This window comes from Undibacterium sp. Di27W (assembly GCF_049340345.1).
In the GTDB taxonomy this organism is placed as follows: domain Bacteria; phylum Pseudomonadota; class Gammaproteobacteria; order Burkholderiales; family Burkholderiaceae_D; genus Undibacterium.
In genome coordinates this window covers 98968-113984 of sequence record NZ_JBMPOS010000003.1, presented here as the reverse complement: position 1 = coordinate 113984, position 15017 = coordinate 98968, and the positions used below count along the sequence as shown (strand labels likewise).

Sequence of the window (15017 nt, the reverse complement as noted above, 5' to 3'; positions counted from 1 at the left end):
TTCTATGCTAATGAATTTCAGGTTAAACCGATATTACTTCTTTGCGCATAGACGACAAACGATTGTTTTCAGCTTAAAACATGAAAAAATCATATAAGGGACATCTGCGCCACTCATCCTGCAAAACGCACAGGTATCCTTTCCAGCAAACCACTGCCATACACTTCATGCGATTTCATGGCATCCAGATGAATGTAACCTATATGGCAGTGGCAAGTCGCTTTGTTGCACACTTCTTTCCTGAGCATGCTGGCCAGTGGGTCGGTAAAGATATTACCTTTACGGGTTTTGATGAAATGGCAGCGGAACAGGTCGCCATTGCCTTCTATGGAGACCACTTCATGACCTGCCTTGCAGTCTTTGCCCATGCTTTCATACCAGGGCAGGTTTAACCTGAACAAATAATCGATGTCTTCCAGGAAAGCGATTTCTTCTTCCGAGTAATAATCCACTTCTCGCTTATACGCATTGATCCACATATACACATCCTGCGGCAGGCGCTGGCGCAATGCGGCGATTTGTGGAAAATGCTGTTTCAGTCCGACTACGCCTACGCTATGGCGTACCTGCAAGGCAGCCAGCTCCTGGCATTTGCCGACAAACTTTTCTTCTGTCACAAAGTCGGGATGATAAGTCGTCCACAAAGCCGTGGTCTGGGAATTGCAGCGAGACAGCCATTGCGTATTCCAGGCCAGATTGGTTTGTGCCGCCACTTTGCTGACGTGAGGCAGATGCGACAAACGTATCACCGCTTCCTGATACCATTTACGCACCAGGGCTTCACCATAGGGCGTAATAAAGACTTCCATGGGTTGAGCTGCACTGCTGTTTTTTTCTACCCAGTCTACGAACCTGTCCAGGTCTTTTTTATCCAGTGCCTGCAATTCACGGCTGTTTTTTTCCTTGGCAAAGGGGCAGTATTCGCAACTGTAATTGCAATCTGTCAGGTGGCCACGATAAATGACTTTCAGGCTCATTTGTTGACATACTCCTGCATCTTTTGTTTGACAGCCGGTGAAATAAACCAGTGGCCGATGAGATCAGAATAAGCCATGCCTTCACCTTGCAGCTGCATGCGCCCGCCACTCTCTTGCGCCAGATTCATTTCCAGCAGGATTTGCAGTTCAGGAAAATCAGCATACACATCCGTGCCATAAATGCTTTGATAATGCGCAGCATCCAGACCTTGCGCTTTCAGCAAAGACTTGATGAGGTAACGCCGTTTCCTGTCATCTTCCGACAGGCGTATGCCATAACTGGCCATCATGAAATCACCACGCTCTTTAGCCACATAGTCATCGATGATCGCTGCCACATTGGCTTTAGACACTGCATATTCTGTCGAATAATGCACATCGGTGGTGTAAGACCTCGCATTCGTTCCCAGACCTATCATGCCATCTTCCTGGCATGAATATTCTGAGCTTTCACTCAGGCCAACAACTGGCTTGCGGAACAAGCGCATGGAGTCTTGCACATAACCCTGACTTTGCAAGAAGTCCCGCCCTATACGATACAAGCTAGTGCGTATATCTTCATGCTGGGCGATTTGTATGCTGCCATGTTTCTTGAAGAGCGAAGTCAGTGGGCGTACATATAGCGGGTAGAGGAAAATCTCTGTCGGTTGGAATTGCACCGCTTTTTGTAGAGAGGCCAGCCAGGTTTCCGGTGTTTGTCCTGGAATACCATAAATCAGATCCAGATTAAAGATCGGGAATTGATAGCTGCTTATTTTCTCGAGCAAAGGTTCCATCATGGTTTCTGGCTGCACACGGCCTACCGAGCGTGCTTCAGATTCGATGAAACTTTGTATGCCTATACTAAGTCTTTGCACACCGTGTTGTGACAAGAAGCTCAGCTTTCCATCATTGATGGTGTCAGGTGAAATCTCGAAGGAACCTGGCGTGTTTTGTAAATCGACACCCAGCGTATTGGTGTAGACAGAGAATAATTGTTCCAATTGCTTGATATCCAGATGGCTGGGCGTACCACCACCTATGGCATAACCGGCAAAGTTGAAATCACCCAGGCTATCCCTGACGACTTCAGCCTCCAGCTGTATCTTTTTCAGATACAGATTGACCAGGTCTTCCCTGGGATGCGAGACAGTAAACAAATTACAGAATGCGCATTTCATGCGGCAAAAAGGTATGTGCGTGTAGAGATACAGCGCATGCTTTTTCTCTGTTGCCCAGAGTTCTTTTAAATCCAGCTTTTCTGCAAAAGCCCTGTACGCAGTTTTGTGCGGGTAAGAATACAGATAGCTTTGAAAACGATTGGTCTCTTCCAGATAGCGGCGGAATGCGTCAGCGATCTCTGTCATGCCAGGCTCCCACGCGTCATATGAAAATCAGCATAGGGAATAGTCCAGACCTTTTCATGCCCCAGGCGGTGGCCAGTATAACCGTCTTCGCCATAGGTCGTACCATGATCAGAACTGATAATCACGAAGGTGTCGCCCATTTGATTGAGAGTTTGAAACAAGGGTGGCAACTGGCTATCTATATAACGCAAGGCCGCAGCATGGCTGTCCAGGCTATCGCCAGCGGTGCCATCGACACCAGGCAGGTAATGACAATTGGGTTGATGTAGTGCAGATAAATTCATAAATAAAAAAACTTGTTGATCCGGTTTTTCTTGCAACAGCTTGATGGCAAATTCGACCTGATGCCGGGTCGATTCAGGATCGGTCACGCCAAACTCTGGCTGCCAGTAACTTTCCTGGAACAGATTGGGCAAGACACAGGACAGAGGGTTTTGTTTTTTAAAAAAACCGACCCCGCCTATACAGATAGTGCGGTAGCCTATGTCAGAAAAACCACTGACGATATCCGGTGTATCAAAGCAATAGCTGGATGTACCCGTGGTTTCACTGCCCGCAAACTTCAATGAAAATAGACGTTCATGCACACCAGGCCTGGCTGGCGTAGGCAAAAAACCAGCAAAGAAAGCGCAGTGTGATGCATAGGTAAAAGAACCGGGTGCATGACGCTCTTCCCAGCCGGACAGCAATAGGCTGGCAAGAAAAGGCGTGCCTCCAGCTGCCAACTCTTGTTGCGCCACGTCATAGCGCAGGGTATCAAGAGTAATGAAGAGGATATTGCTCTTGCCAACGATCTGATTCATATCATGCATGCCAGAACCTCCTCAAGATCATTGATACTGGATAAGTCATGGTCTGGCCTGATAGTGAAGTTTTCATTTGCAGGATTGATGAAGACCGTAGTTAATTTCATGGCCATGGCTGGCTGTATATCATTGATGTAGTCGTCACCTATCATGACCACACTGTCATGCTGACTATGGCTTAAGGCATGCGAAAACAAACGATGATCAGGTTTGGCATAACCGACTTCAGCAGAAATAAAGATATGTTCAAAATAGTTCGTCAGCCCTGCACGCTGCAATTTACGACGCTGCATATTTGCCGAGCCATTGGAAATAATCATGAGTTGATAATCCGCAGATAAACGCTGCAGCATCTGATTGATTACCTGATCTGGCTTCACGAATTCTGGCAATGAGCTATGATCTTGCCACAAGCTCTCTGCGGTGTAAGGAAGATCAGGGTAACGTTGCAATAATTCATGGCAAAAGAGCTCGCGATCTTTTCTGCCATGGCAGTCCCGCGCCATTATCTCTTCATGAACGACAGACATATCTTCACCAGAAAATGCTGTCTGATTCCTGCTGATGAAATTTCTTAAGTAAGCATGGAAAGCAGCATCCCTGTTGACCAGGGTATTGTCTATATCAAAAAGCAGGCTGGCTTTCCTGGTATTAAACATGAGCCTGCCTCTGTCTTTCCAGGACTGCATTGATTTCTGCGAGATAGGTATTCTCGCCATTGTGCAGCAAGTTAGGCAGCAAATCGCCAAAGGCATTGGCTTCCAGCAGCACGGGTGACTTACCATTCCTGGGCATGAGGATATCCAGCCCGGCATACAGGGAACGAGGAAAAGCCTGCATGGTTTTTGCTACCAGAGTATTAATCTCTTGCCAGGTCGATGAGGACAATTCCAGCTCATCAACAGCACAGCGCTGGTTACCCAGGTGCAGATTGGTCATGGGACCGCGGCTAAGTCTGGCGATGGCGTGTCTGCGCTGGCCAGCGATACCGACCACCCGCAAATCATAAGAGCTGTCTTCATGCCTGGCCTTGGGTATCCAGCTTTCTGCCATGGCACCCTGGGCAAATAAAAAATCCAGGATATTTCGTATTGTCTCAGGCTCGCTATATTTTTTGATTTTCAGTGAATTGTAATAACGCTCACCATCTGTGCCATGCACTAGCTCTACCGTAGAATAAGCCTGTTGTTTGCCATTACTTTTATTGTATTCATAGGCAACGATGCCTGATGCAGATGAACTCGAATTCAATTTGATGAAGAAGCGACTATAGGCCTGCTTTTCTGCATACGCAAAAAACTCCTCATAACAAGAAAAAATGGGCAAGCTGGGTAGCGTATAGGCCTGCAGCATTTGTTTGCACAAAGGCTTGTTGAACATGCTGACAATATCGTCAGGATGATTGAACCAGCTCACATTTCCCGCCTGCTGTCTTATCGAGGCCATCAATCTGGAAAAGCCCTGGAACCATAGTCGCGGGTGATAAATTCTGCCGCGTTCATCTGCCAGTTGCTCAGCATTTTCCAGTCCGGCCAGGGCGAGTATCTTTTTTTCCACGGCAAAGTTTTCACCAGGCGACTCCACCCTGACAATATCGCCATCTCTTATTTTTTCACCAAGCACGCACTCACCATGCAAGATACTCAGGTAAGGAATGACCAGGGCAGCATCCTGCCCTGCTTGCTGCAATGCTTCCTGAAAAAAATGTACGCGTCGGTTTTCAGGATTGCCTATCAGTACAAAGCGAGATTTCTTTTGCATCTGTCTTTATTCTGTCACCGCCGGATAACGCCAGCCCTCTCCATCTTCATCCTCGTCTTCAGCTTCTTGCTGGTCCGTGACGTCGACCAGGATAGAGAGTTTTTTGAATTCCTTGATCATCTCATTCGACAAATAGTGATAATGCAAGTCCAGCTTTTTCAAGCCTGCTATCTTGCTGCTATCAAGTAAGGCACGACCGCCTGCATCGGTGAGTGTACCCAGGGACAAGTCCAGGGTGTCCAGTTGTTCCAGCACGGATGCCTGGGCAATTTCAATTGCGATTTCATTGGCGATTTCACTATCGACCAGGCCCAGATACTTCAATTTGGGGAACAGCCCCTTTTGCATGAAAGGGCGCAGATCATCAAGCGTGCCATCAAAACCATATTCATCGACACCAATATACAGTTGCAGATAGTCGAGATTGGGTAAATGGGCAGTCGCAATTTTTTCTATGGCTGCTTTAGGCAAGCCACCACATTCTATGGTCAGTGCTTTGAGGTGCTCATGCTTTAATGGCAGGGAAGACAAGATCAGGTCTTTGGAACCTTTAATATGCAGACGTTCCAGAGCAGGGAAGGCGGCAAACAGTTGGGTGTAATCTGCCTGGGTGATCCAGGAGATTTCGCATTCTTCTGAATCCATGTCACCAACAAACAATTCTTTCAATTGTGGCAACTTGCCTGGATTGGCGATAATCAGGTCAAGAGATGCTTGCGGGCCGTTGTCATATGCTTCTTCCCAGGCGGCAATCACCAGTGATTCCACTTCAGTTGCCTGTGTGGTTTCCAGGAAAGCCGTGACTTTTTCCAGCAAAGTCTTACCCTCTTCTGCCTCATCGTAACTGACGCCTATACGGCGCGCTGTTTTCTTCGCGCTGGCGTCGGCTTTTTCTACATAGCCTTTCTTGGTCTTTTCACTGATCAGCTTTTCCATTTCTTTTTGCGCTTTTTCTGGCGTATCAAAGCTGCTGATTTTTTCTTGCCCTGCAGTGCCTATCTTGCCGTACTTCACATTCAGCGTATTCGCTTCAATTTCTACCTGCCAAAATTTATAAGACTTGGAATCCTGGTATTCAAAATAATGTTTCATTGCCTGCTACCTTCATGTATGCGGTTGATGTAGAACTGCAAAATATCTTGTCTTTCACACTAGATAATCGGTTTCACCCTGCGCCTTGTCAAGCAAGAAAATCAATTGTTACATCGGGCAGTTTTACTATTTGTTTTCCTATGAGGGATGATGCAATTTGCCAGACACAATGCTTTGCAAGCGCGGTCTTTTCGACATTGAAAAAGCCATAGTAATTAAATGCCAGTCAAACACCCGCATGAATAGCGTCTCAAAATATTTTTAAAAAGAATTAGGCACTTACAAAGTAAACGTGTATATTCCGTCCTGTACTTGCATCAAGTCCTTAATTTGTTGGTCCCAATTCCGCATAGCTTTATCTCTCTGGCTGTTCTGTCTTTTTTCCACTGGTTTTATCACTTGCTTACAAGTCCATTTTGGGCGATTTTGCCCATGGTTTTATCAAAAGGAAAAAAACATGAGTACTCAAACAGGTATAGTTAAATGGTTCAACGATGCTAAGGGCTTCGGCTTTATCGCTCCTGATGCAGGTGGTGCAGATTTGTTCGCCCACTTCCAGGACATACAGTCCAGCGGTTTCAAAAGCCTGAGCGAAAACCAGCGTGTGTCTTTCGAGCGCACAGCCGGTCCTAAAGGCGACAAAGCCAGCAACATCCAGATTCTGTCTTAATAAAGTCTCCTTGCAGGGTAAATTCATTTTACCCAGTCGTAGCGCTCTTTGACTAATTCAGTAATACCGGCCAGTGACACCATGCAGATAGCATGGGTTGCTGGGGATTAGTCGGGCGCATGGCGACACCCCTTCATCTGTCAGTGTTTTCGTCTTGTACAAAATGCTGATGCGCAGAATGATACTTACCGGCTCTTGATACCACGCAGATAGCATGGATTGAGAGAAAATGGTATTGTCGTTAAAGGATGCATAGTGCATCCTGTGAACAAGACCGCAGAGTAAGCTCAGCCTACTCCAAAGCGCCTTCATTCTCACCGGCTGGTTTTTGCATGTATATGTGTATATATATGCGAACCGGGAAATGGTGTAGTGAAGTGTTGAAGGATCTCATTCGTGGTACACCCTGTCATGGACCGAACTATAGCGGACCAGCAGGTGCAGGCAAACACCACCACATTACACCGCGCAGATAGCACGGGTAATGCACCAGTCAGTGCCACCATGCAGATAGCATGGGTTGTTGATAGTTTGCCCGAATGAATGGAATGCCCACCCCTGGTGGGCTTTTTGCGTTTACGTACAACATTTACGTCCAGCAGTTATTTCAAAAATTCTTTCACCGCTGCCACCGTTGCTGCCGGATCTTCTTCATGCGGCACATGGCCCAGCTTATCGAACATCACCAGCTTGCTGCCTGCTATATCTTCATTAAATCTTTTGGCATTTTCTGGTGGTATCAACCGGTCTTGCCCACCCCAGATGATGAGTGTGGGGATGCGTATGCTTTTGATGCTGGCGGCCTGGGCACCTGGATCAGTTTGCTGGAAACGCTGGCCCAGCGCATGGCGATTACCGGCACGCAGGGTCATGGCGGTATATCTTTCCACCAGTGCAGGTGTGACTTTTTCAGGATCGCCATAGACATTCCTGACGCTGGCTTCCATCATATGATGTGGCAGGGTATGTTCAGTGATCCATGACAATTGCTGCATGCGGGCAAGACGAAAACCCAGGGGCATGGAAACAGGTTTGAAGGCATAGCCACCAGCATCCACCAGTATCAATCGCTCCACTCTTTGTGGCGCAGCTACTGCCACTTGCCAGGCCACTTCACCACCCAGGGAATTGCCGCCTATGATGAAATGCCCGACTTTCATGGTATCGAGCAAATCGAGCATGAACCTGGCATAGGCAGGGCTATGGTAATCCGCATCCGGCCTGGGGCCAGTCAAGCCAAATGCCGGGATATCCATGCTGATGACGCGGTGCTGTCCTTTCAGTGCTGCTACCCAGGCTTCCCAGGTATGCAGGCTGGCAGATGTGCCATGTATCAGGACGATGGGAGCAGGATCATCGCGCAAACCCTCATCGCGTACATGCACGGATATACCATTCACTGTGATGAACTGTGAAGGTGCAGGCGCCCAAAGAGCGGTTAACTCTTCCACTGACTTATCGGGGGCCCAGAATACCGCCAGGGCCAGGCCTGCCACACAAACTATGGCCAGGCAGAGGCCCGCCAATAATACAAATAGTCGCTTCCCTGGATGCGAACGATTTTGCATGCCTTCCCCTTATGAGCGGGGGCCGCAAGATATTCAGTCAGGGCATGCAAGCTGGAATATCAGGGCCCACCAACATCAATCAACTAAGTCCAATATGGATTAACCCAGCTCTTTTGCCACCACAGCAACTGATCCCGCATCCGGCAAATGCGAGATTTGCGCCAGCATGTGATCTTTGATGGCTTCATTGATTTCATCAAAACGTGTGGATGCCAAATTCAAAGCGGCGGCGATATCGCGCACGGCCTGGGTTTCTGCATCGCTGAAGGTGCCATCGGCAAAGCCGGTCATGACGCTCAATGCCACGACCATTTCACGCTCCTGCTCGTTCGCGAAATCGTTTGCAGATAGTGCGTAGGTGTCAGCAGCAGCCAGCAATTCATCGAAGGAAGGATGGCTAGCCGTGCTGATACTGCCTTCATAAAAGCTTTTGATCAAGGTAACTTCTGCAGGATGTATGCCATCGGTTTTTGCTACCTGCAACATGATTTTGCTGGCGGCGATAATGGAACTATCACTCAGGGATTGCGGTGCGAAAAATGGAAACATGATTTTCTCCTGGATATAGATAAAATTTAAATCGCATTGCGCAAGACTTGCAATTGCTGCTGCACTTCTTGCGGTGTCATATTCTTGAAGCGGTCCGGCAACATGGAGCGGCGTGAAGTTTCAAACACGGCCAGCATTTCCATGAAGGCAATCATTTGTGTTTCTTGTGGCGGCATGAAATCGGCCACGGCCATCTCAAAAATCGCCGAAGTAATTTCACCATCGCCGCGCTTGGCAAACTCCAGCGCCAGCAGAGCTACTGCTTCCAGGTCGGCATTTGAATAACCGCGCAAGACATCAAACACCGGCAAGGTATTGGCCCAGTCTATCGAACATTTAACGTCATAACGACTCAGTATGGCCTTGACGATGTCGGCGCGTTCAGTGGCAGTATCGGCATAGAAGAAAGGGATTTTCCTGTCGAGACGGCCGGGGCGTTTGATATCAGTATCGAGCTTGTCGGGGCGGTTGGTCATGAGGATGAACAAGACCTTGCCGCGGTTCTCGGTATCGGACATGAATTCTTTGAGGCGGGCAATCACACGTGAACTGGTGCCGCCGTCAGAATCGTCGCCCTGTTTGCCAAAGCTGCGGTCACCTTCATCAATGACCACGGCGATAGGGCCCATGGCCTTGACTGCGTTCAAGACACGCTCAAGATTGGCCTCGGTAGAACCCACCCATTTCGAGCGAAAGTTTTTCAGGCTCACGCCTGACAAACCCGCCTCTTTCAAGAAAGCCTTGATGACAAAAGTCTTGCCTGCGCCCATCGCGCCCACTGCCAGCAAACCCATGGGTGAACGTGCCTTGTCGCCGGACTTAATGGCCTTGGCAATTTCCATCAATTCTGTCTTGATGTTTTCATTGCCACCGACGGCGCTGAGGTCATGCTTGGGTTCGATGAATTCGATGAGGCCAGCGCATTCTTTTTCTATCAGCTCACGCTTGCGCTTGCGTACTATTTCCATCATTTCGGAGTAAGGATCAATATCCACGCCCTTAGACAAAGTCTTACCCGGGTCTATCAGGTGGGCGATTTCTTCCGGTGTCATGCCAGCAGTGATGGCCGATAGTTTTACTGCCCGCTCTTCTGCATTGGCCTGGCCTTGCAAGAGGCTGGCGATGAGCTTGGTGCGTTCTGCTTCGCGCAAGCCTTGTGGGCCTTCTGCCGCAACGATGCTGCTCAGTTGTATCACGCGCAGGCCCGCAGTTTGCTTGGCCAGCAATTTAACTTGCTGCTCTTCCATCTTGGGGGCGTAATGCCTGACCGCCATTTCACGTTCAGCTTCTTGCGGGATAGGCACTTCTACTGCTGCCACCTTGGGATTGGACATGATGGCTTGATTGATCTCGGCCACAGACTCACACAGCAGGATGACGACATTGTCCTTTTGCGCCAGTGCATCATCGAGTGACCAGCGATGCAGGGTAGTGAAGGCAATGCGGTCTTCCAGCGACATCATTTGCGGATCGCCATTCGGGAAGATCGTGCCCGCATAAGGAAAGATCACGGCATTCGACGCATGTTCACGCATGCGGCGTTCTACCGATTCAAAGATGCCCGGCAAACCCTTGTCAGCCAGGTAGCCGTACAAGACTTCTTTCTCTTCTGTCGTTGCGCCTTGCAGGAAACGTACACCGCGGTCAAGGCTGATTTCCATGATGCGGTTTTTGTTTTCCTTCAACAGCACCTGGGACAAAAATTCAGACATGCCGTGGGCGACGCCATCGACCAGGTAGCGGTCAAATACATTGCCATACAAGACGAAGACAGAAGCTTCGCCCGCCAGATATTTCTGTCTCAGCTGTTCTGCCCAGACGGGCAGCGTGCGCTTGCTAGTGCCAGTTTCGCTCATGGATGTTTGCTCTGTCTCTTTGCTGTAATTATTCACTGGTAACAAGGGATGTTGACACACCTTGCCAAAACCAATTACATGGTCTTGCCACCGCTGTTAGCTTCGGCCTGGCCAGCTCTGGCTTTTTTCATGTCTTCCAGTTGCTGTTTGGCTGTCACTGCGCCACTGCTCTGGCGCAGTTTTGCCAGACGCACGTCGAGATCAGAGCTGCGCAATTCCTGACCCAGGTTGGCCTCGGCCACGGTGTTTTTGATATGGTCGCGTACATTGCTGAGCGCCTTGACTTCGGCATCGACAGACAAGCCTTCGAGCTGGTTCTGTATCGATACCCGTGCTTGTGCGCTGTGCATTTGTGCCAGCATGCGGTCTTTTTCTGCCTTGAGTTTGTCGATCTCGCCTTTGACTTGCAGCAGCGAATCCTTGGCATCGTCGGCATCGGTCTGGGCGACTTTCATATCATCCTGCAGGGCTGCAACGCTGGCATCCAGGGCATTTTTCTTTTGTATCAGCACGACTGCCAGATCATCCTGGTTGGTGGCGATGGCACCTTCCAAATCAGCAGTAATGGATGCCAGCTCAGCCTGTTCAGACTTAAGGCGCGCTTCCACGTCCTGACGGCGGCGGATGATGGCGGCAGTGGCAGACTTGAGCTTGGTGTACTTGCTGATCATGGAATCGATGGAATTCTGGTAGGCGATTTCCGGGTGGCGTTTTTCCACATCGGTAATCCACAATGAGACGAAGCCTGACCAAAGATTGGATAAGCGGGCGATGAAATTGCTGTCAGACATATTGATCCTCTTTTAGGTAAATAACTAAGTGTGAACTGAGCGTGAATTGACTATAAATTGATCATGAGTTGATCATGAGTTGATCGTGTTATCGAACTATCGCTTCGAAGAAAGTTTTGTGATGCTTGGCAAAAGTCTGGAAGCCATGATCAAGGCTGGCACGCATGGCTGCATGCTCTTTTTTGGGACTATAGGTAAACGCCAGTTCGGCACCTTTGGTGGCCCATGCAAAATGGTCAGCCTCGGCTGCGCCGCCATGGCCGCTATGTATCTGCAACCATTGATAACATGGATGGCTTTGACCAGCGATTTCCTGCTTGGCCTTTTTCAGGAAACGGGTAACTTCTTTTTGTTCTTTGCGCAGGTATTCATCTATCATCGAGAACTCGCGGTCAGCCAGGATTTCTGAGCCCAGATGATAGCCTATCGCTGTCATGATGGCATCCCTGTTGTCTTCACTGCCATTGCCATAACCCTGCGCCACCTTGGCATTCAGGGTTTTCAGCCAGGCGGGTTCATTGAGCATTTTATTCAGTTCTGCAGTGGAGGCTGCATAACCCTGCTGACGTGCGTAACGCAATAAGCCAGCCAGGGTTGCCTGCGCCAGACAGCGATGGGTATCGCGGTATTCTGTATCGCGGTCATCGAATTCATCACGCGCAGCATCAAAGAAAAAACTCGCTATAAAAACACTGCGGTCATTGAGCAAACGTTCAGCCACGGTCTGGTCAACAAACATGGTGCGCGAACGGCCTATCTTGCCGGATAGTGAAGCTACGCCAGAACCGAAAAAGCCATTCCAGCTGGTGTAACGGGCAAAGAAGCGCAGCAAACCTACCGCACCTTCCGCGCCAGCGAGATTCAGCGCATTTTTTACCCTAGCCTGTGCCAGCTCGAAATCTGCCAGTTCCTGCAAGTCTTGCTCGGTGATGATGCTGTATTCCATAAAATGCCTTTCGGTATTTACTGCGTATTTTTTTGTGCCTGTGGCTGTACTTTTACTCCGGCTGCAATGCGACTTTGCTTGCGGTTTTCCAGCTCTTGCGAGATGACAGGCATGGTATCGCGCAAAGCACCTTCGAGTTCGGCTTCCAGATCTTCTTCCAGCCCCAGCTTGGCGATCGATTCTGCCAGTTTGGAATCAACATCGGATGAAGTCGGTGCAGTCATGATGGTTTGGTAAATCTCATCCATCTGGTCGGGCATGGAAATGATGGCGGCTTCTATTGCTGCCTTGCGACTGAGCATTCGACGCTGGCGCGTGATGAGGGAAAGATAATCATTGCGCGCTTTTTGCAATTGCAACTGGTCCATGCCTGGTTTGATATCCTGTAAATCCTGATCGATGCGTTCCAGGCGTGTTTCCACTTCTTTCATATTGACCGAATTGGCGCGCTCTTCTATCACCGTCAGGGCCAGCCACATGCTCAGGTAATCAAGGGTGGCATCATCAAGTTTTTCCACATCGTTCATGGACAGGCTGGTGCGGCTGTCACTGGCATACTGGTAAAGCGAGGCAACATGTTGCAACATGCGCTGGTAGGCATCCATGGAACCAAATACCTTGAAGGCGATGCCTTCGCGTTTGTGGATTTCATCCAGGAAGTGCTGTCTGGAAGCGGCTCTTTCCTGCTCCCTGTATTTCTTGTCGACCGCAGCGCGAAAATTTTCTGAATACGGGATAAACATGGCGGCGATGGTTTCCCCGGCCACCAGGCCTATCAGGGGAAGCAGCGCGGCATTGAAGCCATAGGGTATGGATATCAAGACGCTGGCGGCGAGCGTGCCCAGCACGGCAACCATATTGCCCTGGCTGTACAGCATTTCCTTCACATATGAAACTTGTTTGATCTGCACGTTTTTATTTCAATTCTTTATTTCAATTCTTTATTTCAATTCTTTATTTCAAATAGTGACTCTGAGCGTACCGCGTCCGGGACTGAGTTTGTGTAACTGTGTCAATACACGTTCCTGCATGGTGACTGCTTCGGTAGAACGCTGCCATATGGTTGAACGCGGGCGGCTCTCGGTGATTTCAAAGTCGTCCGCGATCTTGGCTGGCTGAGTAGAGAGTACGATGACGCGGTCACCCAGCAGCAAAGCCTCAGTCACATCATGCGTGACGAAAACGATCAGGCAGGGGCTGGTTTTGTGCAGGGTAATCAGTAGTTGCTGCATTTCTTCGCGGGTCTGTGCATCCAGCGCACCGAAAGGTTCATCCATGAGCAGGATACGTGGTCGCAACACCAGCGCCCGTGCCAAAGCAACGCGCTGGTTTTGGCCGCCGGATAATTGCGCAGATGACAGATTTTTTTTATCTGTCAGCCCTACTGCTTCGAGCATATCGTCTACCCGTTTTTTCCATTCAGCTTCAGGGAATTTTTTCTTCCATAAACCCAGGCGAAACGGGAATGCGACATTTTCATAAACGGTCAGGTCGGGCCGGTTGGCATAGCGCTGAAACACCATGACAGCATCATCATGCGGGCCATCACAGACTTCGCCATTGATATGCACGGAGCCAGATGTCGGTGACTGTACGCCAAAAGGACGTACGCCTCCCATCATGTGCAATAAGGTGCTTTTGCCACAGCCTGATGGGCCCAGCAGCATATTGATGGTGGGCTTGTCGAAAGACAGGCTGATACCATCAATCACGCGGGTGACCGGGCCATCTGCATTGGCATATTCCTGCACGATTTCATTGAGTTGCAGGCTGATGTCGGTGGTCGTCATTGTGCTTGTCGGGCTGCTGTCTGCCATAGTATCCGTCTTGGTATCCGTCTTGATATCCATATTCACTGCGAAGTTTCCCATGGATAGAGTTTTCTTTTCAACAGGCGCATGGACTGGTAAGTCACCAGGGCCAGCGCAATGATGACGATGATGCCAGCAAACACCTGATCCATGGCGCTAAAGCGGCGTGCATTTTGTATCAACTGGCCCAGGCCTTCGCGGGCATTGACGTACTCAGCGACGGTAATATAAGTCCACATGACCGAGATACTGACGACGACAGCGTCAGCAATACGCGGCATGGCCATGGGCAACACGGCTTTTTGTATGCATTCCCACGGTGTGGCACCGAGGTCACGGGCGCTGATGTAATAGCTTTGTGGCACCGCCTGTATGGCATCGCGCACCATGGGCACCAGATACACTACCGCACCGATGAACAGGAAGGCGATTTTCATGACCTCGCCTATGCCTAGCCACATGACAAGGATGGGCAGCAAGGCGACTACCGGTGCCGAACGGAAAGGATCGATCAGCGGCGACAGCAAGGCATTCAAACGCGGTGCTGCGCCCATCATGACACCGACCGGTATGCCGATGGCGATGACCAGCAGGCCAGCCGCCAATACCCGGCCAGCCGACCACAGTGTGGCATTGAACAACATGCTGCTACCCTCGTTCCATGACAGGTAGAGCATGGCCTGCGCTACTGCCCCGGGCGATGGCAACCTGGTGGGGCTGACCATGCCGGATGCCGCAATCGCAGCCCACAGTACCAGTACCGCGGCCACGGATGCTATGCCCAACTGGCGTCGCAAGCCAGGCGACATGGGTGAGTAGGGATTCCAGAATGTCGTCATGATGC

The 15017-nt window shown here is 49.7% G+C and carries 16 protein-coding genes; 2 read left to right on the top strand and 14 right to left on the bottom strand.

The window, feature by feature from the left end:
• Positions 1–113: 113 nt before the first annotated feature.
• Genes ACO0LF_RS08175 through ACO0LF_RS08150 form a run of 6 tightly spaced genes read right to left on the bottom strand, consistent with a single transcriptional unit; the run spans position 114 to position 5982 of the window.
• Complete coding sequence (locus ACO0LF_RS08175; RefSeq protein ID WP_423013627.1) at positions 114–977, bottom strand: STM4011 family radical SAM protein; 864 nt, start codon at positions 975–977, stop codon at positions 114–116.
• Positions 974–2323: an STM4012 family radical SAM protein gene (locus tag ACO0LF_RS08170; protein ID WP_423013626.1), complete on the bottom strand. Its 1350-nt coding sequence runs from the start codon at positions 2321–2323 to the stop codon at positions 974–976. Before ACO0LF_RS08170 ends, ACO0LF_RS08175 begins: the two co-directional genes overlap by 4 nt.
• Positions 2320–3135: an STM4013/SEN3800 family hydrolase gene (locus ACO0LF_RS08165; protein ID WP_423013625.1), complete on the bottom strand. Its 816-nt coding sequence runs from the start codon at positions 3133–3135 to the stop codon at positions 2320–2322. The genes ACO0LF_RS08170 and ACO0LF_RS08165 overlap by 4 nt, the downstream gene beginning before the upstream one ends.
• Positions 3123–3788 carry an HAD family hydrolase gene (locus ACO0LF_RS08160; protein ID WP_423013624.1) on the bottom strand — a complete coding sequence of 222 codons (666 nt, stop codon included), beginning with the start codon at positions 3786–3788 and terminating at the stop codon, positions 3123–3125. The genes ACO0LF_RS08165 and ACO0LF_RS08160 overlap by 13 nt, the downstream gene beginning before the upstream one ends.
• On the bottom strand, positions 3781–4890 hold the full coding sequence (locus ACO0LF_RS08155; protein WP_423013623.1) for an STM4014 family protein: 1110 nt from the start codon (positions 4888–4890) through the stop codon (positions 3781–3783). The genes ACO0LF_RS08160 and ACO0LF_RS08155 overlap by 8 nt, the downstream gene beginning before the upstream one ends.
• A 6-nt stretch (positions 4891–4896) precedes the next feature.
• On the bottom strand, positions 4897–5982 hold the full coding sequence (locus ACO0LF_RS08150; protein WP_423013622.1) for an STM4015 family protein: 1086 nt from the start codon (positions 5980–5982) through the stop codon (positions 4897–4899).
• A gap of 457 nt (positions 5983–6439) precedes the next feature.
• On the opposite strand from ACO0LF_RS08150, the gene ACO0LF_RS08145 reads away from it, so the two are divergent.
• Complete coding sequence (locus ACO0LF_RS08145; protein WP_110256361.1) at positions 6440–6652, top strand: cold-shock protein; 213 nt, start codon at positions 6440–6442, stop codon at positions 6650–6652.
• 411 nt (positions 6653–7063) lie between these two features.
• Complete coding sequence (locus tag ACO0LF_RS08140) at positions 7064–7195, top strand: hypothetical protein (RefSeq protein ID WP_423004966.1); 132 nt, start codon at positions 7064–7066, stop codon at positions 7193–7195.
• 59 nt (positions 7196–7254) lie between these two features.
• Here the strand turns inward: ACO0LF_RS08140 and ACO0LF_RS08135 are convergent, their stop codons facing one another.
• The 8 genes from ACO0LF_RS08135 to ACO0LF_RS08100 form a co-directional block, all read right to left on the bottom strand.
• Positions 7255–8220 carry an alpha/beta fold hydrolase gene (locus ACO0LF_RS08135; protein WP_423013621.1) on the bottom strand — a complete coding sequence of 322 codons (966 nt, stop codon included), beginning with the start codon at positions 8218–8220 and terminating at the stop codon, positions 7255–7257.
• A gap of 99 nt (positions 8221–8319) precedes the next feature.
• Positions 8320–8769 (bottom strand): TerB family tellurite resistance protein, encoded by a 450-nt coding sequence (locus ACO0LF_RS08130; protein WP_423013620.1) that lies wholly within the window; start codon positions 8767–8769, stop codon positions 8320–8322.
• A 26-nt stretch (positions 8770–8795) separates the two neighbouring features.
• Positions 8796–10625, bottom strand: coding sequence for an ATP-binding protein (locus tag ACO0LF_RS08125; protein ID WP_423013619.1), 1830 nt, complete (start codon positions 10623–10625; stop codon positions 8796–8798).
• A gap of 74 nt (positions 10626–10699) precedes the next feature.
• Positions 10700–11416, bottom strand: a complete 717-nt coding sequence (locus ACO0LF_RS08120; protein ID WP_423013618.1) for a PspA/IM30 family protein — start codon at positions 11414–11416, stop codon at positions 10700–10702.
• A gap of 88 nt (positions 11417–11504) precedes the next feature.
• Positions 11505–12362, bottom strand: a complete 858-nt coding sequence (locus ACO0LF_RS08115; protein WP_423013617.1) for a hypothetical protein — start codon at positions 12360–12362, stop codon at positions 11505–11507.
• 17 nt (positions 12363–12379) lie between these two features.
• The gene (locus tag ACO0LF_RS08110) at positions 12380–13273 is read right to left on the bottom strand and encodes a hypothetical protein (RefSeq protein ID WP_423013616.1); all 894 of its coding nucleotides are present in this window, start codon (positions 13271–13273) and stop codon (positions 12380–12382) included.
• Positions 13274–13321: 48 nt separating this feature from the next.
• Positions 13322–14233 (bottom strand): ABC transporter ATP-binding protein, encoded by a 912-nt coding sequence (locus ACO0LF_RS08105; protein WP_423013615.1) that lies wholly within the window; start codon positions 14231–14233, stop codon positions 13322–13324.
• Positions 14215–15012, bottom strand: coding sequence for an ABC transporter permease (locus tag ACO0LF_RS08100; RefSeq protein WP_423013614.1), 798 nt, complete (start codon positions 15010–15012; stop codon positions 14215–14217). Before ACO0LF_RS08100 ends, ACO0LF_RS08105 begins: the two co-directional genes overlap by 19 nt.
• Between the last annotated feature and the right edge of the window lie 5 nt (positions 15013–15017).

Excerpts from the sequence above, each read along its gene's own strand:
- ACO0LF_RS08165 (WP_423013625.1), bottom strand. The coding sequence starts at position 3,135 with ATGCATGATATGAATCAGATCGTTGGCAAGAGCAATATCCTCTTCATT.
- ACO0LF_RS08120 (WP_423013618.1), bottom strand. The coding sequence starts at position 11,416 with ATGTCTGACAGCAATTTCATCGCCCGCTTATCCAATCTTTGGTCAGGC.
- ACO0LF_RS08125 (WP_423013619.1), bottom strand. The coding sequence starts at position 10,625 with ATGAGCGAAACTGGCACTAGCAAGCGCACGCTGCCCGTCTGGGCAGAA.
- ACO0LF_RS08155 (WP_423013623.1), bottom strand. The coding sequence starts at position 4,890 with ATGCAAAAGAAATCTCGCTTTGTACTGATAGGCAATCCTGAAAACCGA.
- ACO0LF_RS08160 (WP_423013624.1), bottom strand. The coding sequence starts at position 3,788 with ATGTTTAATACCAGGAAAGCCAGCCTGCTTTTTGATATAGACAATACC.
- ACO0LF_RS08150 (WP_423013622.1), bottom strand. The coding sequence starts at position 5,982 with ATGAAACATTATTTTGAATACCAGGATTCCAAGTCTTATAAATTTTGG.
- ACO0LF_RS08140 (WP_423004966.1), top strand. The coding sequence starts at position 7,064 with ATGGACCGAACTATAGCGGACCAGCAGGTGCAGGCAAACACCACCACA.
- ACO0LF_RS08130 (WP_423013620.1), bottom strand. The coding sequence starts at position 8,769 with ATGTTTCCATTTTTCGCACCGCAATCCCTGAGTGATAGTTCCATTATC.
- ACO0LF_RS08175 (WP_423013627.1), bottom strand. The coding sequence starts at position 977 with ATGAGCCTGAAAGTCATTTATCGTGGCCACCTGACAGATTGCAATTAC.
- ACO0LF_RS08115 (WP_423013617.1), bottom strand. The coding sequence starts at position 12,362 with ATGGAATACAGCATCATCACCGAGCAAGACTTGCAGGAACTGGCAGAT.
- ACO0LF_RS08135 (WP_423013621.1), bottom strand. The coding sequence starts at position 8,220 with ATGCAAAATCGTTCGCATCCAGGGAAGCGACTATTTGTATTATTGGCG.
- ACO0LF_RS08170 (WP_423013626.1), bottom strand. The coding sequence starts at position 2,323 with ATGACAGAGATCGCTGACGCATTCCGCCGCTATCTGGAAGAGACCAAT.
- ACO0LF_RS08145 (WP_110256361.1), top strand. The coding sequence starts at position 6,440 with ATGAGTACTCAAACAGGTATAGTTAAATGGTTCAACGATGCTAAGGGC.
- ACO0LF_RS08105 (WP_423013615.1), bottom strand. The coding sequence starts at position 14,233 with ATGGGAAACTTCGCAGTGAATATGGATATCAAGACGGATACCAAGACG.
- ACO0LF_RS08100 (WP_423013614.1), bottom strand. The coding sequence starts at position 15,012 with ATGACGACATTCTGGAATCCCTACTCACCCATGTCGCCTGGCTTGCGA.